The following is a 24,317-nucleotide window of genomic DNA, read 5'->3' on the forward strand; positions in this document are numbered from 1 at the left end:
GGTAACCCCGGCCGTCACCCGACCGGTAGGACGGGGCTCACCCCGCCGCAGGCCGGGGCCGCGGGCTCAGGCCAGCAGCGCGGGGATCTCCTGGGTGGCGAACCAGAGCAGCTCGTGGTCCTCGGCGCCGTCCACGGTGAACTGGGCGTCCTGGTCGCCCGCGTCCGCCCGGGCCACCGCCTCGACCGCCGCCGCGACGTCCTCGACCACGTCCGTGTCGGAGACGTCGGCGTGCACGGCCGCCGCCTTGGCCAGCGCCACCGGGCCGGCCAGCACCACGCGGCCGAGCGAGGCCTGGTCCTGGTACTCGTCGCCGGGGAACGGCTTCACCGCGGAGTCCGCGATGTCCAGGGCCACCACGACCCGGCGGCGCGGCGCCTGCGGGTCGGCGGCCAGCAGCCGCAGCGAGGACTGGGCGGCCCGGTTGAGCGCCGCGTACTCCAGCTCCTCGATGTCGTCGCTGACGTACCACTCGCGCAGCGCGGGGGTCACGGCGTAGGCCGCGGTCTGTTCCAGGGCGCCGCCCGGGTGCGCCGCCGCCAGGCCGGTCAGGGTGGTGGGCACGTACACGCGCATCGGTGGCACTCTCCGGTTCGTCCAGCGGCACAGCTTCCAGCGACCCAAGAATAAGCTGCGCGAGGGCGCTCGTGATCACGGTTCGGCGCTCGCCCGCGCCGTGCGCGCCGGGCGCGCGCCCGTTCGCGGTACGCCGCCGGGTGGCGCGGCCCGGTCCGGACCGGGCCGACCCGGCCGGTCAGCGGACGCCGTCCAGGGCGGCCCGGCTGGTGCGCAGCGAGCTCTCCAGCACCGCGGCGCGCCGGGCCGGATCCATCAGGTTCGGGCCCATCACCGCGAGGTCGGCGGGCGTGGGCGCGAGCAGGTGCACCCGGACGCCGGTCGCCCGCAGCAGCCCGGCCTCGCGCATCAGCTGGCGGGTCACCGCCCGGCGGTAGCCGCCGACCAGCTGGGCGAGCACCCCGCGCGGCCGGTCCCGGGCGGCGTGCCACTCGCGCAGCGCCGCCAGGGTGCCGCGGCCGCTCCCGTCGCGCTCGCGGGGCTCCAACCGCAGGGCCATCGGGGCGAGCACGAAGACCTCGTCCAGGCCGCGGCCGATCATCAGGTCGGCGTTGGTGGCCGACCAGCAGCCGCCGTCGACGTACGCGGAGCCGTCCACGCGGACCGGGGTGAACCAGCCCGGGATCGCGCAGGAGGCCATCACCGCATCGGCGATCGCCGCGGGCGGCGCACCGCGGTCGCCGAAGACCACGCGGTGGCCGGTGCGGTAGTCCACCGCGGCCACCCGCAGCGGCGAGGCGGCCGGCCAGCCGCCCGGGCCGTGCAGGCCGCGCACCAGCTCGCCGACCGTGGCCAGCGAGCCGCGGCCGTGCGGCGCCATCGCCGAGACCGTGGTCAGCAACGGGTGCGCGCGCGGGTGCCGGACGGCGTCCCGCAGCAGCCCGGGCGAACCGATCCCGACGCGCGGGCGCGGCGGGAGGGCGCCGCCGACCGCGGTGTCGTAGTCGAAGTCCAGCCGGGCCAGCGGGCCCGCGGTGACGGGCAGGCCGCGCTGGTGGTCGCGGAGCTGGTCGGCGCCGACCCCGCCGGTCAGCAGCGCGGCCAGGATCGCGCCCGCCGACGTGCCGAGCAGCACCTCGGCGTCGCCCGGGCGGTGGCCGGTCGCCTCCTCGACGGCGCACAGCGCGCCGACCGTCCAGGCCGCGCCGAGCATCCCGCCGCCGCCCAGGACGAGGCCCCGTCTGGGGGTGCCGTCGGCGGTGGCCTGCGGCGCCGCCCCGGTCTCCGCGGGCCGCGCGTGCGCCGCCGGCGCGGCCTGCGCTGTGTACGCCGGCCACTGCGCCGCCGCTCCGGCCCCTGCGGGTGGGGGCCGCGATACCCGTGTCGTCATGCCGGCCGCCTGTCGTCGTCGGGGCGGTTGTCGCCGTGCCGGGCGTTGGGGTCCGCCCGCCGGTGGTTTCCGGTCCGGCTCCGATCGTGCGCGCCGAGCGGTCGGCGGCGCAACGCCGCGGCGGCGGCCCGGCCGGTGACGTGCGGAGCCGGACCGTCCCCTTTCGGGCCCTCCCGCCTGGCCCCGCGCGTCAACCGGGTGCCGTGCGGGCGCTGTGGGGGCCCGCCACCGCCCTGGCCCGTTCATCCGGATAGGTGAACCTTCCGACCGCCCGGGAGCGCCCCACAACGCGGTTGCCGGACCGCGCGGGGCCCGGCTAGCAAAGGTCCGTCCGTAGTCGCACGACCGTCCCCGAGGAGCACCCGTGACCGCCTTGCACCCGTCGCCCGCCCCGCACGGCGGCAGTCGGCCGCACCGGCCCCACCCGCTGCGCCACCCGCACCCCGCCGTCCAGCCCTGCCGGCAGCCGGCGGGCGGGCGGCAGCCGCGCCACCCCCGGGCGACCTGTGCCACCGCCGCCGGCAGCGCCCCCGGCACCGCTGCCACCGACCCGGGCCTGCGGGCCGGGCTGACCACCCGCTTCGCCCACCAGCTGGTCGAGGTGCTCATCGGCACCCGGCCGTCCGGCCAGCTGATGCGCCACACCTCGCTGGACGGCTACGGCCAGCTCGCCTCGCTGGTCCGTGCGGGTGCGCTGCGGCGAGGCGGCGCCGCCCGGCCCCGTCTCGGGCCGGTGCACGACCGGTCGCCCTCCCCGGACGCGGTCGAGGCCTGTGTCCGGGTCGACCTCGGCAGCCGGCACCACATGGTGGCGTTCCGGTTGGAGCTGCGCGGGCCCGCCGGGCAGTGGCAGTGCACCGCGGTGGAGGCCCGGTGAGCACGGCCGCGGCGCCGGCCGCCTCGCGCCGGGCCGGGGCCGCCCGGTCCGGCCCCGCGCGGCCCTCGCCCGCACCCGCCCGGCCCGTTCCGGCGCGGCCCTCGTCCACCCGGCCGTTCCGCGGGCGGCCCGGCCGGCCCGCCCGCGGAACGGCGCAGGGCGCCGTCCCCGTACGGGAGCGGCGCCCTGCGTGGCGGCGGACCGGTCGGCCCGGCCGCGGATCAGCCCTTGCGGCGGCGGCCCTTGGCCGACTTGGCGGCCTTGCGGCGCTCGGCCCGGGTCATGCCGTCGCCCTCGTCCTCCGACGCGTACTCGTCGAACTCGCCCTCGACCACACCGCCGCCGACCTCCTCCGAGGGGGCCGTGTAGTGCAGCCGCTGCGGCTTCGGGGCCTCCAGGCCCTTGGCCTTGATCTCCGGGCGGGCGGCGTCCTTCTCCAGCTTGTCGAGCATCACCGCGGTGTCCTCGACCGGGACCTCCTCGACCTGCTGCTCGACCTGGACCTCCAGGTTGAACAGGTAGCCGACGGACTCCTCCTTGATGCCCTCCATCATCGCGGTGAACATGTCGAAGCCCTCGCGCTGGTACTCGACCAGCGGGTCGCGCTGCGCCATGGCCCGCAGACCGATGCCCTCCTGGAGGTAGTCCATCTCGTAGAGGTGCTCTCGCCAGCGGCGGTCCAGCACCGAGAGGACGACGCGGCGCTCCAGCTCGCGCATGATCTCCGCACCGAGCTGGTCCTCGCGGGCGCCGTACTGCGCCTGGATGTCCTCCTGGACGACCTTGGTGAGGAACTCCGGGGTCAGCCCGGCGGAGCCGCCGGCCTCCTCCTCCAGTTCTTCCAGCTCCAGCGTGAGCGGGTAGAGCTGCTTGAGGGCGGACCAGAGCTTCTCCAGGTCCCAGTCGTCCTCGAAGCCCTCGCCGGTGGCCGCCTTGACGTAGGCCTCGACGGTGTCGTCCATGAAGTGGCCGACCTGCTCCTGCAGGTCCTCGCCCTCCAGCACGCGGCGGCGCTCGCCGTAGATGACCTCGCGCTGGCGGTTCAGCACCTCGTCGTACTTGAGGACGTTCTTGCGGATCTCGAAGTTCTGCTGCTCGACCTGGGTCTGCGCCGAGGCGATCGCGCGGGTGACCATCTTGGACTCGATCGGCACGTCCTCGGGCACGTTGGCCATGGAGAGGACGCGCTCGACCATGCCGGCCTTGAACAGGCGCATCAGGTCGTCGCCGAGCGACAGGTAGAAGCGGGACTCGCCCGGGTCGCCCTGGCGGCCGGAGCGGCCGCGCAGCTGGTTGTCGATCCGGCGGGACTCGTGGCGCTCGGTGCCGAGGACGTAGAGGCCGCCGGCCTCCTTGACCTCGTCCTGCTCCGCCTTGACGGACGCCTTGGCCTTCTCCAGCGCGGCCGGGAACGCGGCCTCGTACTCCTCCGGGCTGTCGACCGAGGAGAGCCCGCGCTGGGCCAGCTCGGCCGCCGCCAGGTGGTCGGCGTTGCCGCCGAGCATGATGTCGGTACCGCGGCCGGCCATGTTGGTGGCGACGGTGACGGCGCCCTTGCGGCCCGCCTGCGCGACGATCTGCGCCTCGCGCTCGTGGTGCTTGGCGTTCAGCACCTCGTGCGGGATGCCGCGCTTGCGCAGCTCCTGCGACAGGTACTCGGACTTCTCGACCGACACGGTGCCGACCAGCACCGGCTGGCCCTTCTCGTGCTTCTCGGCGATGTCCTCGACCACGGCGGCGAACTTGGCCGGCTCCGACTTGTAGATCAGGTCGGGCTGGTCGATGCGCAGCGGCGTCTTGTTGGTCGGGATCGGCACCACGCCGAGCTTGTAGATCTGGTGGAACTCGGCCGCCTCGGTGGTGCCGGTACCGGTCATACCGGCCAGCTTGTCGTAGAGGCGGAAGAAGTTCTGCAGGGTGATGGTGGCCAGCGTCTGGTTCTCGTTCTGGACCTCCACCCCCTCCTTGGCCTCGATCGCCTGGTGCATGCCCTCGTTGTAGCGGCGCCCGGCCAGGATGCGGCCGGTGTGCTCGTCGACGATCATGACCTCGCCGTTCATCACGACGTAGTCCTTGTCCCGCTTGTACAGCTCCTTGGCCTTGATGGCGTTGTTCAGGAAGCCGACCAGCGGGGTGTTCACCGACTCGTAGAGGTTGTCGATGCCGAGGTAGTCCTCGACCCGGCTGACACCCTCCTCCAGCACGCCGACGGTGCGCTTCTTCTCGTCGACCTCGTAGTCGCGGTCGATCTTCAGGCGCTGCACCAGCTTGGCGAAGTCGGCGTACCACTTGGTCGCCTGGTCGGCCGGGCCGGAGATGATCAGCGGGGTACGGGCCTCGTCGATGAGGATCGAGTCGACCTCGTCGACCACCGCGAAATTGTGGCCGCGCTGGACGAGTTCGTCCTTCGACCAGGCCATGTTGTCGCGCAGGTAGTCGAAGCCGAACTCGTTGTTGGTGCCGTACGTGATGTCCATCCCGTACTGGCGCTTGCGCTCGGCGGGCGTCATGTTGCCCAGGATCACGCCGACTTCGAGGCCGAGGAAGCGGTGCACCCGGCCCATCCACTCCGAGTCGCGCTCGGCGAGGTAGTCGTTGACGGTGATCAGGTGCACGCCCTTGCCGGTGAGCGCGTTGAGGTACGCGGGCAGGGTGCCGACCAGGGTCTTGCCCTCACCGGTGCGCATCTCGGCGACGTAGCCGAGGTGCAGGGCGGCGCCGCCCATGAGCTGGACGTCGTAGTGGCGCTGGCCGAGCACGCGCTTGGCGGCCTCGCGCACGGTGGCGAACGCCTCGGGGAGGATGTCGTCCAGGGTCTCGCCGTCGGCGAGCCGCTGCTTGTACTCGTCGGTCAGCGCGCGCAGCTCGGCGTCGGTGAGGTTGACGAAGTCCTCTTCGATGGAGTTGACCTGGGCAGCAATCCGCTGCAGCTTGCGAAGGATCTTGCCTTCGCCGGCGCGCAGGATCTTGTCGAAGACGGACACTTGAGCGGGCTCCTTGCCTGTATTGGCACTGGACGACTGCACGGCGGGTCCACCCCACCGCACGGGCCATCGTATGCGAGGAGTCCAACACCCCGGGAGGTGCGTCAGCACGCTATTCCCGTGTCACTCGTGCGAGCACATGCCACGATAGCGCCGCCCACCGGGGCAAATCGGTCAGCTTCCCGGGGAGTTGGGCGGTAACGGTGGTTAATCGAATGCTCGAATTCCTCTCTGCACGGAATAATCCGTGTATGGGAGAGACCACGGAACAGCAGGAGCAGCAGGAGCAGCAGGACCAGCAGCCCGGCCGGCCGACCGCCGGCCCGGTCACCCTCACCACCGAGCGCCTCGTGCTGCGGGCCCCGCAGGAGTCCGACATCGAGGCCGTCCACCGGGCCTGCCAGGACGAGGAGATCCAGCGCTGGACCGTCGTCCCCGTGCCGTACCGCCGCGAGGACGCCGCGTTCTTCGTCCACGACCTCGCCGCCAACGGCTGGCGCACCGGCGACGCCCTCGTCTGGTGCGTGTTCGAGCGGGGGAGCGGCGCCCTGGTCGGCAGCCAGGGCCTGACCCGCAACCCCGGACGCACCGGCACCGCCGAGGTCGGCTGGTGGGCGACCAAGGAGCACCGCGGCCGCGGGTACACCGTCGAGGCCGCCCGCGCGGTGGCCCGCTACGGCCTCACCGAGCTGGGCCTGCGCCGACTGGAGTGGGTGGCCTACGTCGGCAACGGACCGTCCCGCGCGGTCGCCGAGAAGGTCGGCTTCCGCATGGAGGGCACCCTGCGCTCGTACGCCGAGCAGCGCGGCCGGTTCCACGACGCCTGGATCGGCGGCCTGCTCGCCACCGACCTCGCCGGTACCACCGGCACCGCCGGCGTCGACGGCCCCGACCGACGTACCGGCCCCGTCGGCTGAGGCGCCGGGGGCGGCCCGGCCCGGTGGGCGCCGCGTCGCCGTCCGGCGCCCACCGGGCACGGGCCTCGGCAGGCCCCGCCGGGCCCGCCGCCCTCCGGACCCCCGCCGCCCTCCGGACCTCCGTTGTCGGACCCCAGGTCTACGCTCGCCGGTATGACCGCCATGCCCGCCGCTCCGGCCCCCTCCCCCGTCGCCACCCTGAGCGCCGACGAGGCCCGCCGCATCGCCCTGCGCGCCCAGGGGCTGCTCGGCGCACCGGACCGCCGGGGCGGCGTGCGCGCGATGCTGCGGCACCTGGGATCCGTCCAGCTCGACACCATCTCGGTGCTGGCCCGCTCGCACGAGCTGGTCCCCTACGCACGGCTCGGCGCGGTCGGCCGGCCGGCCGTCGAAGCGGCCTACTGGAGCGCGGGCACCACCTTCGAGTACTGGTCGCACGCGGCCTGCATCCTGCCGGTCGAGGAGTGGCCGCTGTTCGCCTTCCGCCGCCGCCGGTACCGCGAGCGCAACCACGTCTGGGGCCAGCAGGTGGACGAGGCCACCTACCGCGGGGTGCTGGCCCGGCTGCGTACCGACGGCCCGCTCACCTCCACCGAACTGGGCGGCGCCAAGAAGACGGCGGACTGGTGGGACTGGTCCGACACCAAGATCGCGGTCGAGCGGGCGCTCGCCTTCGGCGACGTGGTCTGCGCCGAGCGCCGCGGCTGGAAGCGCGTCTACGCCCTGGCCGAACAGGCCGTCCCCGCCGAGCTGTTCCACGCGGAGCCGACCGACGAGGAGTGCCTGCGCACCCTGGTCGCCCAGTCCGGCGCCGCGCTCGGTGTGGCCACCCGGGCCGACCTGCTGGACTACCACCGGCTCCGTCCCGAGCAGGTGGACGCCGTGGTCGCCGACTCCGGGCTCGTCCCGGTGGAGGTCGCCGGCTGGGGCCCGGCCGGCTCCACCGCCGCAGCCTGGGCCGACCCCGCGGCGCTCGCCGCCGCGGCGCGCGGCCGTCACCGCACCACGCTGCTCTCGCCGTTCGACTCGCTGATCTGGGACCGCCCGCGCACCGAGCGGATCTTCGGCATGCTGCACAAGCTGGAGGCCTACACCCCCAAGCACAAGCGGGTGCACGGCTACTTCGCGATGCCGCTGCTGGCCGGCGGCCGGCTGGTCGGCCGGGTCGATCCGGCCCGCGAGGGGCGGACCCTGGTGGCGCGTCAGATCTCGCTGGACGCCGCGCGGCACGTCGAGGCGCTGGCCGCCGCCCTGCGCGAGGCGGCCGCCTGGGTGGGCTGCGACGCCGTGCGGGTCGAGGCCCTGCACGACGAGTCGCTGCGCCCGGCCCTGGAGGGGCTGCTCGACGGCTAGGGGGCGTCAGGAACGCCCCGCGGGCGCCGCCGTCACCCTATTTCGAGGATCTTCTCCCGCATCGCGTAGACCACGGCCTCCATCCGGGAGTGCAGTTGCAGCTTCTCCAGGATGTTGCGCACGTGGTTCTTCACGGTGTTCTCGCTGATGAACAGCTCCTTGGCGATCTCCCGGTTGTTCATCCCGGTGGCCACCAGCTTCAGCACCTCCAGCTCCCGGTCGGTCAGCCGGGGCGCGGGTACCAGCTCCCGGTCGTCGGAGCGGCGCTGGATCATCGACTTGAACTCGGTGAGCAGCTTGGAGGCCATCGACGGGCTGATCTGGGACTGCCCGTCGGCGACCGCGCGGATCGCCGTGGCGACCTCGTCGGTGGAGATCTCCTTGAGCAGGTAGCCGGTGGCCCCCGCCTTGATCGCCTCGTAGAGGTCGGCCTCCTCGTCGCTTATCGTCAGCATGATGATCTTGGTGCTGGGCACCACGTCCTTGATCGCGGTGCACGCCTCGATCCCGCTGCGGCGGGGCATCCGGACGTCCATCAGGATGATGTCGGGCAGCAGGTCGGCGGCCTTGAGCACGGCCTCGGCGCCGTCCCCGGCCTCGCCGATGACCTTGATGTCCTCCTCCTCCGCGAGCACGATCTCCAGCCCGCGGCGGAACAGCGCGTGGTCGTCGACCACCAGGACACGGATCGGCTCCCCCCGGTGCAGGGCGTACTCGGGCTCCCCCCCGGGCCCGGTCGTCACCCCCGCGACAGGCCCCTTGGCGGGCCCCAGCCCGAAGTGATCCCCCATCCGCTCCTCCCCCGTCGCCGGTCGTCGTGCGCCAATCATTCCACGGCCGGGAGGCCCCGCGGTCACCCTCCGACGCCGATCGCCCCGCATCGGGTGACCCCGGGAGCGCCCCGGAACGCCGGTGACCCCGGCGGCAGCCGCCACCGGGGTCACCTCTCCCACACTGTTCGAACGGTCAGTCCTCGTCGTCGGCCCCGCCGATCGCACCGCCCGCGCCGCCGGCCGCCATGGCCGAGCCGTCGGCCTTCAGGTGGATGACACCGTAGTTGTAGCCGTGCCGGCGGTAGACGACGCTCGGCAGACCGCTGTCCTTCTCCACGAAGAGGTAGAAGTCGTGGCCGACCAGCTCCATCTCGTAGAGCGCCTGGTCGAGCGCCATGGGGGCGGCCGGGTGGGTCTTCTCCCGGACCACCAGCGGGCCTTCGCCCTCCACTTCCAGGGATCCCATCATGGTCTTGCGGACGGCCCCGTTGGTCACGCCCTCCGGCTGCGACGGCTCGGGCAGCGCGGCCAGGGCCGCGGTCGCCTCGGCGACGCTGATGGGGGTGCGGCCGTTGCCGCCCTTGTGGACCCGGCGCCGGTCTGCGGACTTCCGCAGCTGCGCGTCGAGCTTCGCCGAGGCCAGGTCGAGCGCCGCGTACGGGTCGCCGGCGGCGGCCTCGGCCCGGATCACCGGGCCACGGGTACGGAGAGTGATCTCCACGCGGTCCGACCGATCGGCCTGCCGCGGGTTGTGTTCCTTGGACACCTCGACATCGAGGCTGATCGCCTTGGTGTCGAACTTCTGGACCTTCTCCAGCTTCTCGGCCACGTGATCCCGGAACCTCTTGGGCACCTCGGTCTTGCGGCCCTTGACGACGATGTCCACGCAGAACTCCGATCCCTCGTGCTGACGCCGATCCGGGTGCTACCGAATCGGGCTGAGACCCAGCTGGACCAGCCAATCCACTGCCGGCCCCCCGCTCCACCGCGAACGGCGGAAGCGACTGGCCCTCACCTCACTTCCTCCCCATCAGGGACGGTTGAAACCCCCTGGAGCCTCATCGAACACCTCACAGGGGGTTTTCGCCTCCCCAGGCGGATAAGTGGGTATGACCCGATGCTGTGGCCTGGCCGTCAAGCTATTGCACCCTGTCTACCCTCCAGCGAGTGAAACATGGGTAAATACCTGGACAACACCCCCCGTACGGCGCATCCTTTGCTGACTCTCCGTGCCTGCAGCCGCCAGGAGCAGCCGTGCCGCCCACCTCCACGCCCACCCGTCCGCAGACCGCCCAGGGCCCGTTCGCCCACGCACTGGCCGGCCTCCTGGACGTCCTGCTGCCGGCCCGCTGCGCCGGCTGCGGCACCGACCGCACCCAACTCTGCCCCGTCTGCCGCGGTGCGCTGGCCACTTCCCGGCCCGGACCCACCGCGCTGCCCTGGGTGCACGCCGCCGCCCCCTACGCCGACCCGGTGCGCCAACTGCTGCTCGCCCACAAGGAACGAGGGGCGCTGCGGCTGGCCGGCCCGCTGGGCGACGCGCTCGCCCGGGCCGTGCGCTCCTCGCTCGGGCCGCGTGCCGGGCAGGCACCGCTGCTGCTGGTCCCGATGCCCTCCGCCCCGGCCGCCGTCCGCGCCCGCGGCCACGACCCGACGCTGCGGCTGGCCGACGCGGCCGCCCGGTCACTGCGCCGGTCGGGGCTGGACACCCGTACGGCGCCCTTGCTGCGGCACACCCGGGCGGTCGCGGACCAGGCCGGGCTCTCCGCCGCCGAGCGGCGGCGCAACCTGCACGGCGCGCTCACCGTACTGCCGCGCGCGGACTGTCGGCTGAAGGGGCGTCAGCCGGTGTTGGTGGACGACCTGGTGACCACCGGTGCCAGCCTGGCCGAGGCCGCGCGGGCCCTGACCGCCGCCGGGCTCGCCCCGAAGGCGGCCGCCACCGTCGCGGCCGCCGTCCCGCGCCGCGGGCCTCAGCCCGGGTGAACCGCCGGCCTCGGCCCGCGTGGGAGCGCGAAGCTCAGCCCGGGTCGGCCCGACCGCAGCCCGCGCGGGCGGGCCTCAGCCCGGGTAGACGAAGGCGGACGCCCGGAAGGTCGGGTTGACCTCCCGCCACTGACTGTTGACCAGCCGGTACACCTTGCCGTCCGCGGCCTGCCGCGCCAGCACCGGCTTGACCTCCTGCAGGACGTCCCCGCGCGCCTCGGACGCCTCCGCCGAGGACATCCCCTCACCGCCCTGCAGCGGCGCCTCGCTGTTCTGCGAGCCGTCGGTGCTCATGTAGTGCAGCTGCGGCAGCCGGCCGTTCTCCTTGCCCAGCACCAGCAGCTGGTCCGCCTCCGCCCAGGACACCGAGGCGACCTCGGTGAGCAGCGGCGCGGCCGGGCGCAGCCCGACGACCTGCGCGGTCGGCGCGTCCTTGCTGCCGCCGTGGACCACCAGGCCCAGCCAGAGCGAGCGGGTGCCGCGGACGTCCTTGAGCACCAGGGCGGCCCGGACGCCGTCGGAGGAGATCTTGAGGTCCTGCACGGTGTTCCCGTCCAGGCCCTCGACCGGCACCGGGACGGGCTTGTCGCCGCGCACCATCAGCACCCGGCGGTTCTGCGGGTCGCGGTCGACCACCCAGAGGTCGCCGCGGCCGTCCCAGCTGGGCGAGGCCAGCCCGTCCTCGGCCTTGTCCCCGGCGCGGGCCGGGGTGGTGAGCAGCGGCTCGGGCATCGTCCGCACGTTGTCCGAGAGCCCGACCGTGAAGAGCTGGTGGCCGTTGGCGCCGATCGCCGCGGCGCGGCCGCCGTCCCGCGCCACCGCGATGGTGCCGAGCGGCTGCTTGCCGGGCTGCGGCTTGCCGAGCGGGCCGCGGACGGTGCTGCCCTCGGTGTCGTGGACCTCCATCAGCACGCCGTCCTCGGCCCGCTGCAGGTACTGCTGGCCCGCGGCCGGTCCGACCAGCGCGCCGGGGCCGGTGAACGGCACGTCGGTGCGGCTCGCCTGGCAGCCGGCGCCGCGCGGGCCCTTCAGGTCCAGCCGCTCGACCTGCCCCTTGCCCTGGTCGGCGAGGGTGTAGAAGAGCTGGGTGGCCATCCGCCGGCAGAGCATGGTGCTGCCGAGGTCGACGCCGCTGAGCACCACGCGGGCGGTGCGGCTCTCGTCCACGCTCACCTGATCGACGGTGCTGCCGGTCGGGAAGGCGGTCTGGGCCACCGGGGAGAGCCAGTCGGACGGACCGGAGACCACCGCGCGGGCGGCCGAGGTCAGCGGGTCCGTCCGGCGCCGCAGGTAGATCGGGTCGGCGATCAGCACCTCCGGGGCGGCGGCCGCGGACGGGTCCTGCTTCGCGTAGAAGAAGCGGTCCACCTGGCGGTAGCTGTTGCGGAAGTTGGTCTCGTTGATGACCACGCCGTCGGGCAGCTCGGATATCCGCCACTCGCCGCCCTTCTCCCGGACGAAGGAGAACGGGAGGGCGACGTCCCGCTGGCCGTCCGCGAACCGGTAGGCGTGCTTGTCGTCCACCTCGGCGACGACCCGGCTGGAGGCGCGGATCGCGAACGCCGTGTCGGCGTCGGTGACCTTCTGGCTCGACGGCACCACGGGGTTGGCCGCGAGCACCTTGATGCCGGCGTCCGGCTTCCAGCGCATCCCGGCCTCGGCGGTGAGGTACTGGCGGGCGGTGTCGTAGCTCTCGTCCGAGGTCAGCGCGTCCAGGAAGCCGGCCAGCAGGTTTCCCGGCTCGGCGCCCTTGGCCGGGCCCACCGGGAAGACCCTGACCTGCAGGTTCTTGTCGGCCGTCCCCTGCGAGAGCTCGACCTTGCCGATGCCGCCGGAGTCCGGCATCGCGGCGCAGCCGCCCACCAGCAGGGTTCCCACCACCGCGCCGGCCGCCGCGGCCAGCCGCGGCTCAGTCCTGCTGGTCCTTCGCACGCTGCGACCCCTCCATGTCCGTCCCGCCCGCGCCGACCGCGACCTCCGCCGCCCCGGGCCCGTCCGCAGCGTCCGGCCCCGCCGTCCGCTGTGCCACCGACGGCCGCCCGGGCGTCGGGTCCACCATGACCTGGGCGCCCGTGGCACCGTACCCGGCGCCCGCGGTCCGCACGTCCGAGGGGTCGGCGCGCGGCCCCTCCGGCAGCCGGGGGTTGCCGAGGCCCGGGCCGATGCTCAGCACACCGCCGAGCCCGCTGCCGAAGCCGCTGCCGGAGACGTCCGGGGTCTCCGGGACGGCGTCCTCCGCGGCGGTCAGCGCGGTGGCGCCGGCCGGGCGGATCGCCCGGCGGTAGGGCGTCCCGTACGTGCCGAGGCCCCGGTTGTTGCGCGAGTCCTCCGGCTCCAGCCGGAACGGCGCCCGGCTGATCTCGCCGCCGCGGGTGCGCGGCAGGGTGAGCCGGAAGTGCGAGCCGCCGCCGGGCTCGCCCCAGGCCTGCAGCCAGCCGCCGTGCAGGTGCGCGTCCTCGACCGCGATGGAGAGGCCGAGCCCGGTGCCGCCGGTGGTCCGCACCCGGGACGGGTCGGCCCGCCAGAAGCGGTGGAAGACGCGGGACGCCTCGCCGGGCTTGAGCCCGATGCCGTAGTCGCGCACGCCGACCGCGACCGCGCCGTCGGCCGAACCCAGCCGGACCACGACGTCGCGGCCCTCGCCGTGCTCCAGCGCGTTGACCACCAGGTTGCGCAGGATGCGCTCGATCCGGCGGGAGTCGACCTCGGCCACCACCGGCTCGCCGTCGCCGCGGATCACCACCGCGCTGCCCTTGGCCTGGGCCAGGGGGTCGGCGGCCTCGACGACCCGGGCGACGATGTCGCGCAGGTCGACCGGCTCGGCGTCCAGGATCGCGGCGCCGGCGTCGAAGCGGCTGATCTCCAGCAGGTCGGCGAGCAGCGACTCGAAGCGGTCCAGCTGGCCCTGGAGCAGCTCGGCCGAGCGGGCCGCCATCGGGTCGAGGTCCTCGCGGCTGTCGTAGATCAGGTCCGCGGCCATCCGCACCGTGGTCAGCGGGGTGCGCAGCTCGTGCGAGACGTCCGAGACGAAGCGCCGCTGCACCCGGGAGAGCTCCTCCAGCTGGCGGATCTGCGCCTGCAGCGCGTTGCCCATCCGGTTGAAGGACTCGCCGAGGCGGGCGATGTCGTCCGTCCCGGTGACCTTCATCCGCTCCTCCAGGTGCCCGGCGGCCAGCCGCTCGGAGATCCCGGCGGCCATCCGGACCGGGGTGACCACCTGGCGCACCACCAGCCAGGCGATGCCGCCCATCATGATCACCACGAAGACGCCGGCGGTGGCCAGCGTCCCGGTGACCAGGCCCAGGGTGTTGGTCTCCTGGCCGAAGGAGAAGACGTAGTACAGCTGGTACGGCGCACCGGTCGGGCCGGAGAACCGCGTGCCGATGGCGAGGCCCGGCTCGGTCCGCCCGCCGCTCTCGGCGGCGCGGTGGATCACGGTCGGCTGGTCGAAGATCCCGGTCTCGGAGGAGACCTTGGCCCGCAGGCTCTCCGGGATGCTGTTCGGCAGGATGTCGCCGGAGTAGCGCGGCCCGAGGCCGGTCTGCTCGGGCGTGACCGTCTGGCCGCTGCCGGGCATCGTGGCGATCACCGAGTAGACGCCCTGCCCGCCGGCGGCGAGGTCGCCGACCTGCTTCAGCAGCCAGGTGCCGATCTCCTCGGTGGACGGGTCCGCGGTCGCGCCCGCCTTGAGGCGCAGGTCCTTCGCCTCGTCGATCTTCTTCAGCTCGGTGAGGAAACCGGACTTGGCCTGGTTGCGCGCCGAGTCCTTCTTGGTGTCCAGCAGGCCGTTGCGGACCTGGGCCACCACGACCACGCCCAGCACCAGCACCACCACGACGGACAGCAGCAGCGTGGCCGCGACCACCCGCAGCTGGATCGAGCGGCGGTACAGGGCCACCACCCGCTGGACCGGCCAGCGCAGCTGACGGGCGACCATCGCGAACAGGGAGCGCGGCCCGCGCCGGCGGCGGCTGCGCGTGGTCGAACTCAGCACGTCCCCGCGCACGGCGGCGCCCCCGCCGGTCGCGGTACCCGACGGGGTCTCGTCAGCCCGGTACACCACGTCAGCTGGGCCCGGCCTTGTAGCCGACGCCGCGGACGGTCACCACGATCTCGGGGCGCTCCGGGTCCTTCTCGATCTTGGAGCGGAGCCGCTGGACGTGCACGTTGACCAGTCGGGTGTCCGCCGCGTGACGGTAGCCCCAGACCTGCTCCAGCAGCACCTCGCGGGTGAACACCTGCCAGGGCTTGCGGGCCAGCGCGACCAGCAGGTCGAACTCCAGCGGGGTCAGCGGGATGCCCCGGCCGTCCCGCTTCACCGAGTGACCGGCCACGTCGATCACCAGATCGCCGATGGTCAGCTGCTCGGGCGTCGGCTCCTCGGCACGGCGCAGCCGCGCGCGCACCCGGGCCACCAGCTCCTTGGGCTTGAACGGCTTGGTGACGTAGTCGTCGGCGCCCGATTCCAGGCCGACCACGACGTCCACGGTGTCCGTCTTGGCGGTCAGCATGACGATCGGGATGCCCGACTCCGCCCGGATCTGGCGGCAGACGTCGATGCCGTCCCGACCGGGCAGCATGAGGTCCAGTAGCACCAGGTCGGGCTTGGTCTCCCGGAACGCGGCTAGCGCCTTGTCCCCATCCGCGACGAAAAACGGCTCAAAACCCTCACCACGCAGCACGATGCCGAGCATCTCGGCCAGTGCGGAGTCGTCATCAACGACGAGGACGCGTCCCTTCATGGGTCCATCTTCTCATTACCGGATTGTGACCTGCCGCACAGCAGTCCCATTGCTCCAGAACGGCCAACAAGCCACCCGGCGAATTCCGGCCATACCGGGCGAATGACCGCCGCCCGCCGCCACCCGGCCACCCCGCGGCCACCCCGCACGCCCCCGTTGCCGTACAGCAACCGGATACCCCTGGGGCCCGTCCGACCACCATGGCACGATGGGCGCTGCGCGCGGATGAAGATCCACCCGGCGCCGCGAACCCTGAAGCCCTCCGAGGAGCAGTGATGACCGACACTCCGGGCTGGGCCTCGCCCAGCTCGTCCGAGCCGCCCCGCGACGAGCCCCGGCCCCCGGCCGACACGCCCGCCGCCGTGCCCGGGCAGTCGGTACCACCCCAGGGCGTGCCCACCCCGCCGCCCGCCTGGGGCGCCGGCCACGGCGGCCCGCAGCCCGGTCCCGGCGGGCAGCTCCCCTACGGCGGGCCCGGCCCGTACGGCTGGGGCGTCCCGGTCAGCCCCAAGCCCGGCGTCATCCCGCTGCGTCCGCTCGGCCTCGGCGAACTCCTCGACGGAGCCGTCTCCACCATCCGCAGGCACTGGCGCACCACGCTCGGCCTCTCGCTCGGCGTCGCCGTGGTCCACCAGGCCGCCGTCACCGGCACCCAGTTCGCTGTGAACGGCGACACCGGCGACCTCACCCCGATCCTCGGCGCGCTGGTCAGCCTGCCGCTGACGATGCTGCTCGGCGTCGTCGCCACCGCCCTGCTGACCATGGTCGTCAGCCGCGCCATCCTCGGGCAGAACGCCACCGTCCGGGACGCCTGGCGCGACGCCCGCCCCCGGATGCTCCAGCTCGTCGGCCTGACCCTGCTGACCGGCCTGATCGGCGCCGGCGTCGTCCTGCTCGGCTTCACCCCGCTGATCGGCTACCTGCTGTCCGGGGCGGACGAGCCCGTGATCGCGGCCCTGCTCTTCGTGGTCGGCCTGCTCAGCGTCCCGGTCGCGCTCTGGCTCTGGATCCAGCTCAGCCTGGCCGCCCCCGCGCTGATGCTGGAGAAGCAGGGCATCCTGACCGCCCTCTCCCGCTCCCGGCGCCTGGTCCGCGGCTCCTGGTGGCGGCTGTTCGGCATCAACCTGCTCAGCCAGCTGATGGCCGCCATCGTCGCCGGGATGATCAGCGTGCCGTTCACCGTCGTCGGCCTCGTGCTCGGCTTCGACGACCTGGCCGGCCAGGTCGACAACGGCGACGCCGCCACCCTGCCCGCCGCGATGCTGATCACCACCGCCATCGCCGGCGTCATCTCCGCCACGATCACCATCCCGTTCACCGCCGCCATCGGCGTGCTCCTCTACGTCGACCAGCGGATCCGGCGCGAGGCGCTGGACATCGAGCTGGCCCGCGCCGCCGGCCTGTCCGAGTACGGCGCCACCGGCTGGAACGGCCAGAGCAACCCCAGCGCGGCGAGGCTCTGAACCGGATGCCGAACTGGGGGGACCTTCCGCGGGCGGCCGGCGGTGCGCCGATCACCGTGCCGCGCGACCCGGCCCGCGAGGCCGCCCGCGACGAGCTGCTCAAGGCGGACTACCACCGCCACGACCCGAGCCTCCAGGAGCGGGTCTACGACTGGATCATGGACCGGATCAACGACGCGCTGGACACCATCGCCGGCGACGGCACCAGCGGGACCACCGGGCTGATCGTCTTCCTGGTGGTCGCCGTCCTGATCGGCGCCGGCCTCTGGTGGCGCCTCGGCGCCCCCCGCCGGGCCGCCCGCACCACCCTCGACGTCTTCGGCACCGCCGGACCGCGCACCGCCGCCCAGTACCGGGCCGACGCCGAGCGGCACGCCGCCGCCGGCGAGTGGGCCGAGGCCGTCCGCGAGCAGATGCGCGCACTGGTCCGGGCCCTGGAGGAACGCACCCTGCTCGACGCCCGCCCCGGCCGCACCGCCGACGAAGCCGCCGCCGAAGCCGGCCGCTCGCTGCCCGAGCACGCCGCCGCCCTCACCGCGGCCGCCCGCACCTTCGACGACATCGCCTACGGCGACCGCACCGCCGACCGGGCCGCCTACCAGCTCCTCCGCGACCTCGACCAGGCCCTCGAACGCGCCCGCCCGGCCCTCGCCGCGGCGCCGGGAGGAGCGGCATGACCACCACCACCCCCGGACCGGCCCTGCCGCCGCAGCCCGCCGAGGCTCCCGCCCCGGCCGCGCCCTCCGCCGCAGCCGCGCCGGGCGGCCCGGCCGCACCGGCCGGCCCGCCGTCGCAGGCCCCGGGCAGCGCCACCGGCCTCACGCGCACCAGCCTCGCGCCCACCGGCCGCAGCCTCTGGCGCCGCTCCCGCTGGTACCTGCTCAGCGCCGCGCTGCTGCTGCTCGCCGCCACCGTGCTGGCCGGCCTCGACCAGGACCGCCGCTACCCCCGGCTCGACCCGCGCTCCTACGACGCCACCGGCACCCACGCCGTGGTCGCCCTGCTCCAGCGCGAGGGCCTCAAGGTCGACATCACCGAGGACCTCACCGGCCGACCCGCCGGCAACGACACCCTCGTCATCCCCGAGCCCGACCTGCTCACCCCCGAGCAGCTGCGCGCCCTCGCCGCCGCCAAGCACACCCGCCTGGTCCTGCTCTCGCCCGGCCCGGCCGCGCTCAGCGCCCTGGTCCCCGGCGTCCGCCCCTCCGACGAGGGCGGCGGCGCCCCCTACGCGGCCGTCCGCAGCACCGCCGCCCAGTGCTCGCTCCCCGAGGCCGTCCGGGCCGGCACCGCCCACCTCGGCGGCCTGCTCTACACCGCCGGCAGCCGCGGCGAGGGCTGCTACCCGCGCGGCCACGGCTACCCGCTGGTGACGCTCCGGACCGGCCGGGACGCCGAGGTCGTCGTCCTCGGCAGCGGCGACTTCCTCACCAACGAGCTCGTCAAGAAGGACGGCAACGCCGCGCTCGCGCTCGGCCTGCTCGGCTCCCGGCCCAGCGTCACCTGGCACCTGCCCGACTACGGCGCCCTGCTCGCCGAGGGCGGGAGCCGGAAGGAGTTCGGCGACTTCGTCCCCGACGGCTGGCGCTGGGGCGGCTACCAGCTCGTCGTCGCCGTCCTGCTCGCCGCCCTCTGGCGCGCCCGCCGGCTCGGCCCCGTCATCAGCGAGAACCTGCCGGTGGTGGTCCGCGCGGCCGAGACCACCGAGGGCCGCGCCCGCCTCTACCGCCGGGCCAAGGCCCGCGGCCGCGCCGCCGACGCCCTGCGCCGCGCCGCCGCGCACCGCCTCGCCCCGGCCCTGGGCGTCCCGCTCGACGCCGGGGTCCCCGACCCCACCGCGCTCTGCGCGGCCGTCCTCGACCGCCTCCCCGACCGCCCCGCCGGCGACGTCCAGGCCCTCCTGTACGGCCCGCCCCCGACCGACGACGCCGCCCTGCTGCGGCTCGCCGACGACCTCGACACCCTCGAAAGGCAGGTACGGAAGCCGTGACCGAACAGGCCACCGCCCAGCTCCGCATCACCCCCGGCACGGCGCCCGCCACCCCCGGCACCACCAGTGACCCGCGTCAGGCGCTCACCGCCCTGCGCGCCGAGATCGCCAAGGCCGTGGTCGGCCAGGACGCCGCCGTCACCGGCCTCGTCGTCGCCCTGCTCTGCGGCGGCCACGTGCTGCTCGAAGGCGTTCCCGGCGTGGCGAAGACCCTGCTGGTCCGCACCCTCTCCACCGCGCTCAGCCTGGAGACCAAGCGCATCCAGTTCACCCCCGACCTGATGCCCGGCGACGTCACCGGCTCCCTCGTCTACGACGCCCGCACCGCCGAGTTCTCCTTCCAGCCCGGCCCGGTCTTCACCAACCTGCTGCTCGCCGACGAGATCAACCGCACCCCGCCGAAGACCCAGGCCGCCCTGCTGGAGGCCATGGAGGAGCGCCAGGTCACCGTCGACGGCGAACCCCGCCCGCTGTCCGTCCCGTTCCTGGTCGCCGCGACGCAGAACCCGGTCGAGTACGAGGGCACCTACCCGCTGCCCGAGGCCCAGCTCGACCGCTTCCTGCTGAAGCTGGTCCTGCCACTGCCCGACCGCGACCAGGAGTTCCAGGTCCTCGCCCGGCACGCCGCCGGCTTCGACCCGCGCGACCTCGGCGCCGCCGGCGTCCGCCCGGTGGCCGGCCCCGAGCACATCGCCGCCGCCCGCGAGCAGATCGCCAAGCTCACCGTCTCGCCCGAGGTCCTCGCCTACATCGTCGACCTCTGCCGGGCCACCCGGCAGTCCCCCTCGCTCTCCATCGGCGTCTCCCCGCGCGGCGCCACCGCCCTGCTGGGCGCCTCCCGCGCCTGGGCCTGGCTGGCCGGCCGCGACTACGTCTCCCCCGACGACGTCAAGGCACTCGCCCTGCCCACCCTGCGCCACCGCGTCGCGCTGCGCGCCGAGGCGGAGATGGAGGGCGTCACCGCCGACTCCGTCATCCAGGCCGTCCTCGCGCAGACGCCCGCCCCGCGCTGACGCACCCCGGGTGGGGCGGGTGCGCAACGCCCGCCCCACCGCGCCGCGCCGCCGGCCCCCATGGCCCGCTCCCCGTCCCAGTTCTGACGCCCCCCATTCCTGACGACCCCGCTTCGACGAAGGAGCGCACCGCATGGCCCTCACCGGGCGTACCGCCCTCCTCGCCGCACTCGGCGCGCTCGTCGTGGGCCTGCTCCTGCCGTCCGCGGCCGGCCTCGCCGCCGTCACCGGCACGGTCCTGCTCGCCGTCGTCGTCGATCTGGTGCTCGCCGCCCCGGTCCGCAGCCTCCGGCTCGCCCGCGGCGGCGACACCAACGTCCGTCTCGGTGAGCCCGCGTCGGTCGAACTGACCGTCACCAACCCCTCCGGCCGCCCGCTCCGCGCCCGCGTCCGCGACGCCTGGGCCCCTTCCGCCTGGCGGCCCGGCACCGAGCTCACCGCCTCCCGGCACAGCCTGCGCATCCCGGGTCACGAGCGGCGGCGCGTGACCACGCTCCTCACCCCGACCCGGCGCGGCGACCACCACGCCCACAAGGTGACGGTCCGCTCCCTCGGCCCGCTCGGCCTGGCCGGCCGTCAGGGCTCGCACCTCGTCCCCTGGACGGTCCGCGCCCTGCCCCCGTTCAACAGCCGCAAGCACCTGCCCTCCCGGCTCGCCCGCCTCCGCGAACTCGACGGCCGCACCTCCGTCCTGACCCGCGGCCAGGGCACCGAGTTCGACTCACTGCGCGAGTACCTCGCCGGCGACGACGTCCGCTCCATCGACTGGCGCGCCAGCGCCCGCCGGCACACCGTCGCGGTCCGCACCTGGCGCCCCGAGCGCGACCGCCACATCCTGGTCGTCCTCGACACCGGTCGCACCTCCGCCGGCCGGGTCGGCGACGCGCCGCGCCTCGACGCCTCGCTCGACGCCGCACTGCTGCTCACCGCGCTCGCCACCAAGGCGGGCGACCGGGTTGACCTGCTCGCCCACGACCTGCGCAAGCGCGTCTCCGTGGCCGGGCGCTCCCCCAGCGAGATCCTGCCGGCCTTCACCAACGCGATGGCCGTCCTGGAACCCGCCCTCTACGAGACGGACATGCGGTCGATGGTGGCCACCGCACTGAAGATGGCACCGCACCGCTCGCTGATCGTCCTGCTCACGGGGCTCGACGCGGCTCCCGTGGAGGACGGTCTGCTCCCGCTGCTGCCGATGCTCACCAAGCGCCACGAGGTCGTCCTCGCCTCGGTCTCCGACCCCCGCCTGGACGAGCTGGCCGCCGGCCGCGGCACCGTCGAGGCCGTGTACGGCGCGGCCGCCGCCGAGCAGACGCGCGCCGACCGCCGCCGCACGGCCGACCGCCTGACCCGCCAGGGCATCACCGTCCTCGACGCCCCGCCCGCCTCGGTGGCCCCGGCCCTCGCCGACGCCTACCTCGCCCTCAAGGCCGCCGGCCGCCTCTGACCAACGGCGCCACCGCTGATATGCCAGAGCCCCGCTGCGTGATGCAGCGGGGCTCTTGTGTACGGCTGTGCACCTTCGGGGCCGGGGGTCGACTCCGGCCGGCTCAGGCCTGCTCCGGCCTGCTCAGGGGTCTCAGGGGTCTCCCGGTCCGGCTCTTCAGGAGTTCTCCTGGCCCGTCCGAGGGGCCTCGGAGCGGTCGGCGGGAGCGGACCTCTACGGGGAGTGGAGGCCATAGGGCATAGGGCATAGGGCACTCGCAGTCTCCCGTGGGCCCCTCATGGTCCCTCGCACGTGCCTGGCGACGGGCGACGGGCGCCCCTTGCGGCATGCCCTTCCTCGGCATTCCTTCTGCCGGCACCGGGCAGTCCCCGGAAATGCGAAGAACCCCCATCCGGGACCCGGATGGGGGTTCTTCAGAAGAATTGTTCGGCGGCGTCCTACTCTCCCACAGGGTCCCCCCTGCAGTACCATCGGCGCTGTGAGGCTTAGCTTCCGGGTTCGGAATGTAACCGGGCGTTTCCCTCACGCTATGACCACCGAAACACTATGAAACTATCTGCCGCCCACCCGCAGAGCGGTGGGGGTCGTTGTTTCAGAACAACACAGTGGACGCGAGCAACTGAGGACAAGCCCTCGGCCTATTAGTACCGGTCAACTCCACCCCTCACAGGGCTTCCATATCCGGCCTATCAACCCAGTCGTCTACTGGGAGCCTTACCCTCTCAAGGAGGTGGGAGTGCTCATCTCGAAGCAGGCTTCCCGCTTAGATGCTTTCAGCGGTTATCCCTCCCGAACGTAGCCAACCAGCCATGCCCTTGGCAGAACAACTGGCACACCAGAGGTTCGTCCGTCCCGGTCCTCTCGTACTAGGGACAGCCCTTCTCAACACTCCTACGCGCACAGCGGATAGGGACCGAACTGTCTCACGACGTTCTAAACCCAGCTCGCGTACCGCTTTAATGGGCGAACAGCCCAACCCTTGGGACCTACTCCAGCCCCAGGATGCGACGAGCCGACATCGAGGTGCCAAACCATCCCGTCGATATGGACTCTTGGGGAAGATCAGCCTGTTATCCCCGGGGTACCTTTTATCCGTTGAGCGACGGCGCTTCCACAAGCCACCGCCGGATCACTAGTCCCTACTTTCGTACCTGCTCGACCCGTCAGTCTCACAGTCAAGCTCCCTTGTGCACTTACACTCAACACCTGATTGCCAACCAGGCTGAGGGAACCTTTGGGCGCCTCCGTTACCCTTTAGGAGGCAACCGCCCCAGTTAAACTACCCACCAGACACTGTCCCTGATCCGGATCACGGACCCAGGTTAGACATCCAGCACGACCAGAGTGGTATTTCAACGACGACTCCACAACAACTGGCGTTGCTGCTTCAAAGTCTCCCACCTATCCTACACAAGCCGAACCGAACACCAATATCAAGCTATAGTAAAGGTCCCGGGGTCTTTCCGTCCTGCTGCGCGAAACGAGCATCTTTACTCGTAATGCAATTTCACCGGGCCTATGGTTGAGACAGTCGAGAAGTCGTTACGCCATTCGTGCAGGTCGGAACTTACCCGACAAGGAATTTCGCTACCTTAGGATGGTTATAGTTACCACCGCCGTTTACTGGCGCTTAAGTTCTCAGCTTCGCCCCACCGAAATGGAGCTAACCGGTCCCCTTAACGTTCCAGCACCGGGCAGGCGTCAGTCCGTATACATCGCCTTACGGCTTCGCACGGACCTGTGTTTTTAGTAAACAGTCGCTTCTCGCTGGTCTCTGCGGCCACCCCCAGCTCAGAGTGCAAGACTCGTCACCAGGAATGGCCCCCCTTCTCCCGAAGTTACGGGGGCATTTTGCCGAGTTCCTTAACCATAGTTCACCCGAACGCCTCGGTATTCTCTACCTGACCACCTGAGTCGGTTTGGGGTACGGGCCGCCATGAAACTCGCTAGAGGCTTTTCTCGACAGCATAGGATCATCCACTTCACCACAATCGGCTCGGCATCAGGTCTCAGCCTTAATGTGAGGCGGATTTGCCTACCTCACGGCCTACACCCTTACCCCGGGACAACCACCGCCCGGGCTGGACTACCTTCCTGCGTCACCCCATCGCTCACCTACTACCCCGTTGGGTCACCGGCTCCACCACGTCCCTTTGTCCGAAGACTCCGGGCCGGCTTCACGGGCTTAGCATCAAGAGGTTCAGCGTTGGCGCTTCAAAGCGGGTACGGGAATATCAACCCGTTGTCCATCGACTACGCCTGTCGGCCTCGCCTTAGGTCCCGACTTACCCTGGGCAGATCAGCTTGACCCAGGAACCCTTGGTCAATCGGCGCAAGAGTTTCCCACTCTTGTATCGCTACTCATGCCTGCATTCTCACTCGTATACCGTCCACGACTGGTTTCCACCGCCGCTTCACCCGGCACACGACGCTCCCCTACCCATCACAGCAGGCGTTGGCCCTTCATGCTGCAATGACACGACTTCGGTGGTGTGCTTGAGCCCCGCTACATTGTCGGCGCGGAATCACTTGACCAGTGAGCTATTACGCACTCTTTCAAGGGTGGCTGCTTCTAAGCCAACCTCCTGGTTGTCTCTGCGACTCCACATCCTTTCCCACTTAGCACACGCTTAGGGACCTTAGTCGGTGTTCTGGGCTGTTTCCCTCTCGACCATGGAGCTTATCCCCCACAGTCTCACTGCCACGCTCTCACTTACCGGCATTCGGAGTTTGGCTAAGGTCAGTAACCCGGTGAGGCCCATCGCCTATCCAGTGCTCTACCTCCGGCAAGAAACACGTGACGCTGCACCTAAATGCATTTCGGGGAGAACCAGCTATCACGGAGTTTGATTGGCCTTTCACCCCTAAC

Annotated in this window: 17 protein-coding genes and 2 rRNA genes (1 of these 19 running past the window's edge); 9 read left to right on the top strand and 10 right to left on the bottom strand. The window is 72.6% G+C overall.

The window, feature by feature from the left end; genetic code table 11:
* Positions 1–66: 66 nt before the first annotated feature.
* Positions 67–576 carry a DUF6912 family protein gene (locus RMN57_RS15635; protein WP_313764002.1) on the bottom strand — a complete coding sequence of 170 codons (510 nt, stop codon included), beginning with the start codon at positions 574–576 and terminating at the stop codon, positions 67–69.
* Between the two features lie 178 nt (positions 577–754).
* Positions 755–1,906, bottom strand: coding sequence for a patatin-like phospholipase family protein (locus RMN57_RS15640; RefSeq protein WP_313764003.1), 1,152 nt, complete (start codon positions 1,904–1,906; stop codon positions 755–757).
* 364 nt (positions 1,907–2,270) lie between these two features.
* Between RMN57_RS15640 and RMN57_RS15645 the strand changes: the two genes are divergently transcribed.
* Complete coding sequence (locus RMN57_RS15645; protein ID WP_313764004.1) at positions 2,271–2,783, top strand: Rv3235 family protein; 513 nt, start codon at positions 2,271–2,273, stop codon at positions 2,781–2,783.
* 221 nt (positions 2,784–3,004) lie between these two features.
* On the opposite strand, the gene secA is transcribed toward RMN57_RS15645, so the two are convergent.
* Positions 3,005–5,767 carry a preprotein translocase subunit SecA gene (secA, locus tag RMN57_RS15650; RefSeq protein WP_313764005.1) on the bottom strand — a complete coding sequence of 921 codons (2,763 nt, stop codon included), beginning with the start codon at positions 5,765–5,767 and terminating at the stop codon, positions 3,005–3,007.
* A gap of 251 nt (positions 5,768–6,018) precedes the next feature.
* Between secA and RMN57_RS15655 the strand changes: the two genes are divergently transcribed.
* Positions 6,019–6,684: a GNAT family N-acetyltransferase gene (locus RMN57_RS15655; RefSeq protein ID WP_313764006.1), complete on the top strand. Its 666-nt coding sequence runs from the start codon at positions 6,019–6,021 to the stop codon at positions 6,682–6,684.
* Between the two features lie 162 nt (positions 6,685–6,846).
* Positions 6,847–8,037, top strand: coding sequence for a winged helix-turn-helix domain-containing protein (locus RMN57_RS15660; RefSeq protein ID WP_380234049.1), 1,191 nt, complete (start codon positions 6,847–6,849; stop codon positions 8,035–8,037).
* Between the two features lie 32 nt (positions 8,038–8,069).
* Here the strand turns inward: RMN57_RS15660 and RMN57_RS15665 are convergent, their stop codons facing one another.
* Both RMN57_RS15665 and hpf read right to left on the bottom strand, forming a co-directional pair.
* Positions 8,070–8,828, bottom strand: a complete 759-nt coding sequence (locus RMN57_RS15665; protein ID WP_313764008.1) for a response regulator transcription factor — start codon at positions 8,826–8,828, stop codon at positions 8,070–8,072.
* A 175-nt stretch (positions 8,829–9,003) separates the two neighbouring features.
* The gene (gene hpf, locus RMN57_RS15670; RefSeq protein ID WP_313764009.1) at positions 9,004–9,696 is read right to left on the bottom strand and encodes a ribosome hibernation-promoting factor, HPF/YfiA family; all 693 of its coding nucleotides are present in this window, start codon (positions 9,694–9,696) and stop codon (positions 9,004–9,006) included.
* A 368-nt stretch (positions 9,697–10,064) separates the two neighbouring features.
* On the opposite strand from hpf, the gene RMN57_RS15675 reads away from it, so the two are divergent.
* The gene (locus RMN57_RS15675) at positions 10,065–10,796 is read left to right on the top strand and encodes a ComF family protein (RefSeq protein WP_313764010.1); all 732 of its coding nucleotides are present in this window, start codon (positions 10,065–10,067) and stop codon (positions 10,794–10,796) included.
* 75 nt (positions 10,797–10,871) lie between these two features.
* On the opposite strand, the gene RMN57_RS15680 is transcribed toward RMN57_RS15675, so the two are convergent.
* From RMN57_RS15680 to mtrA, 3 genes are all read right to left on the bottom strand, one after another.
* On the bottom strand, positions 10,872–12,728 hold the full coding sequence (locus tag RMN57_RS15680) for an LpqB family beta-propeller domain-containing protein (protein ID WP_313764011.1): 1,857 nt from the start codon (positions 12,726–12,728) through the stop codon (positions 10,872–10,874).
* A complete protein-coding gene (gene mtrB / locus RMN57_RS15685) occupies positions 12,706–14,733 on the bottom strand; it encodes an MtrAB system histidine kinase MtrB (protein ID WP_313764012.1) in 2,028 nt (675 codons plus the stop codon). The genes RMN57_RS15680 and mtrB overlap by 23 nt, the downstream gene beginning before the upstream one ends.
* 127 nt (positions 14,734–14,860) lie before the next feature.
* Positions 14,861–15,538 (bottom strand): MtrAB system response regulator MtrA, encoded by a 678-nt coding sequence (gene mtrA / locus RMN57_RS15690; RefSeq protein WP_030061806.1) that lies wholly within the window; start codon positions 15,536–15,538, stop codon positions 14,861–14,863.
* A gap of 275 nt (positions 15,539–15,813) precedes the next feature.
* Here mtrA and RMN57_RS15695 point away from each other — a divergent pair, with 275 nt between their 5' ends.
* The 5 genes from RMN57_RS15695 (at position 15,814) to RMN57_RS15715 (ending at position 21,448) form a co-directional block, all read left to right on the top strand.
* On the top strand, positions 15,814–17,001 hold the full coding sequence (locus RMN57_RS15695) for a hypothetical protein (protein WP_313764013.1): 1,188 nt from the start codon (positions 15,814–15,816) through the stop codon (positions 16,999–17,001).
* 5 nt (positions 17,002–17,006) lie between these two features.
* Positions 17,007–17,678, top strand: coding sequence for a DUF4129 domain-containing protein (locus RMN57_RS15700; RefSeq protein WP_313764014.1), 672 nt, complete (start codon positions 17,007–17,009; stop codon positions 17,676–17,678).
* Positions 17,675–18,991 (top strand): DUF4350 domain-containing protein, encoded by a 1,317-nt coding sequence (locus tag RMN57_RS15705; RefSeq protein ID WP_313764015.1) that lies wholly within the window; start codon positions 17,675–17,677, stop codon positions 18,989–18,991. Before RMN57_RS15700 ends, RMN57_RS15705 begins: the two co-directional genes overlap by 4 nt.
* A 26-nt stretch (positions 18,992–19,017) precedes the next feature.
* On the top strand, positions 19,018–20,004 hold the full coding sequence (locus RMN57_RS15710) for a MoxR family ATPase (RefSeq protein WP_313767837.1): 987 nt from the start codon (positions 19,018–19,020) through the stop codon (positions 20,002–20,004).
* 133 nt (positions 20,005–20,137) lie between these two features.
* Positions 20,138–21,448, top strand: a complete 1,311-nt coding sequence (locus tag RMN57_RS15715) for a DUF58 domain-containing protein (protein WP_313764016.1) — start codon at positions 20,138–20,140, stop codon at positions 21,446–21,448.
* Positions 21,449–21,872: 424 nt separating this feature from the next.
* Here RMN57_RS15715 and rrf read toward each other — a convergent pair.
* Together rrf and RMN57_RS15725 are read right to left on the bottom strand one after the other, a co-directional pair.
* A 5S ribosomal RNA gene (gene rrf / locus RMN57_RS15720) occupies positions 21,873–21,989 on the bottom strand.
* An 80-nt stretch (positions 21,990–22,069) separates the two neighbouring features.
* A 23S ribosomal RNA gene (locus RMN57_RS15725) occupies positions 22,070–24,317 on the bottom strand; it runs 872 nt beyond the window's last position.

It is taken from the genome of Kitasatospora sp. CM 4170 (genome assembly GCF_032110285.1).
Taxonomy (GTDB): domain Bacteria; phylum Actinomycetota; class Actinomycetes; order Streptomycetales; family Streptomycetaceae; genus Kitasatospora; species Kitasatospora aburaviensis.

Coding starts and splice junctions, on each gene's coding strand:
- mtrB (WP_313764012.1), bottom strand. CDS start 14,733: ATGGTCGCCCGTCAGCTGCGCTGGCCGGTCCAGCGGGTGGTGGCCCTG.
- RMN57_RS15655 (WP_313764006.1), top strand. CDS start 6,019: ATGGGAGAGACCACGGAACAGCAGGAGCAGCAGGAGCAGCAGGACCAG.
- RMN57_RS15700 (WP_313764014.1), top strand. CDS start 17,007: ATGCCGAACTGGGGGGACCTTCCGCGGGCGGCCGGCGGTGCGCCGATC.
- RMN57_RS15715 (WP_313764016.1), top strand. CDS start 20,138: ATGGCCCTCACCGGGCGTACCGCCCTCCTCGCCGCACTCGGCGCGCTC.
- RMN57_RS15660 (WP_380234049.1), top strand. CDS start 6,847: ATGCCCGCCGCTCCGGCCCCCTCCCCCGTCGCCACCCTGAGCGCCGAC.
- RMN57_RS15635 (WP_313764002.1), bottom strand. CDS start 576: ATGCGCGTGTACGTGCCCACCACCCTGACCGGCCTGGCGGCGGCGCAC.
- RMN57_RS15640 (WP_313764003.1), bottom strand. CDS start 1,906: ATGACGACACGGGTATCGCGGCCCCCACCCGCAGGGGCCGGAGCGGCG.
- RMN57_RS15705 (WP_313764015.1), top strand. CDS start 17,675: ATGACCACCACCACCCCCGGACCGGCCCTGCCGCCGCAGCCCGCCGAG.
- RMN57_RS15665 (WP_313764008.1), bottom strand. CDS start 8,828: ATGGGGGATCACTTCGGGCTGGGGCCCGCCAAGGGGCCTGTCGCGGGG.
- RMN57_RS15695 (WP_313764013.1), top strand. CDS start 15,814: ATGACCGACACTCCGGGCTGGGCCTCGCCCAGCTCGTCCGAGCCGCCC.
- mtrA (WP_030061806.1), bottom strand. CDS start 15,538: ATGAAGGGACGCGTCCTCGTCGTTGATGACGACTCCGCACTGGCCGAG.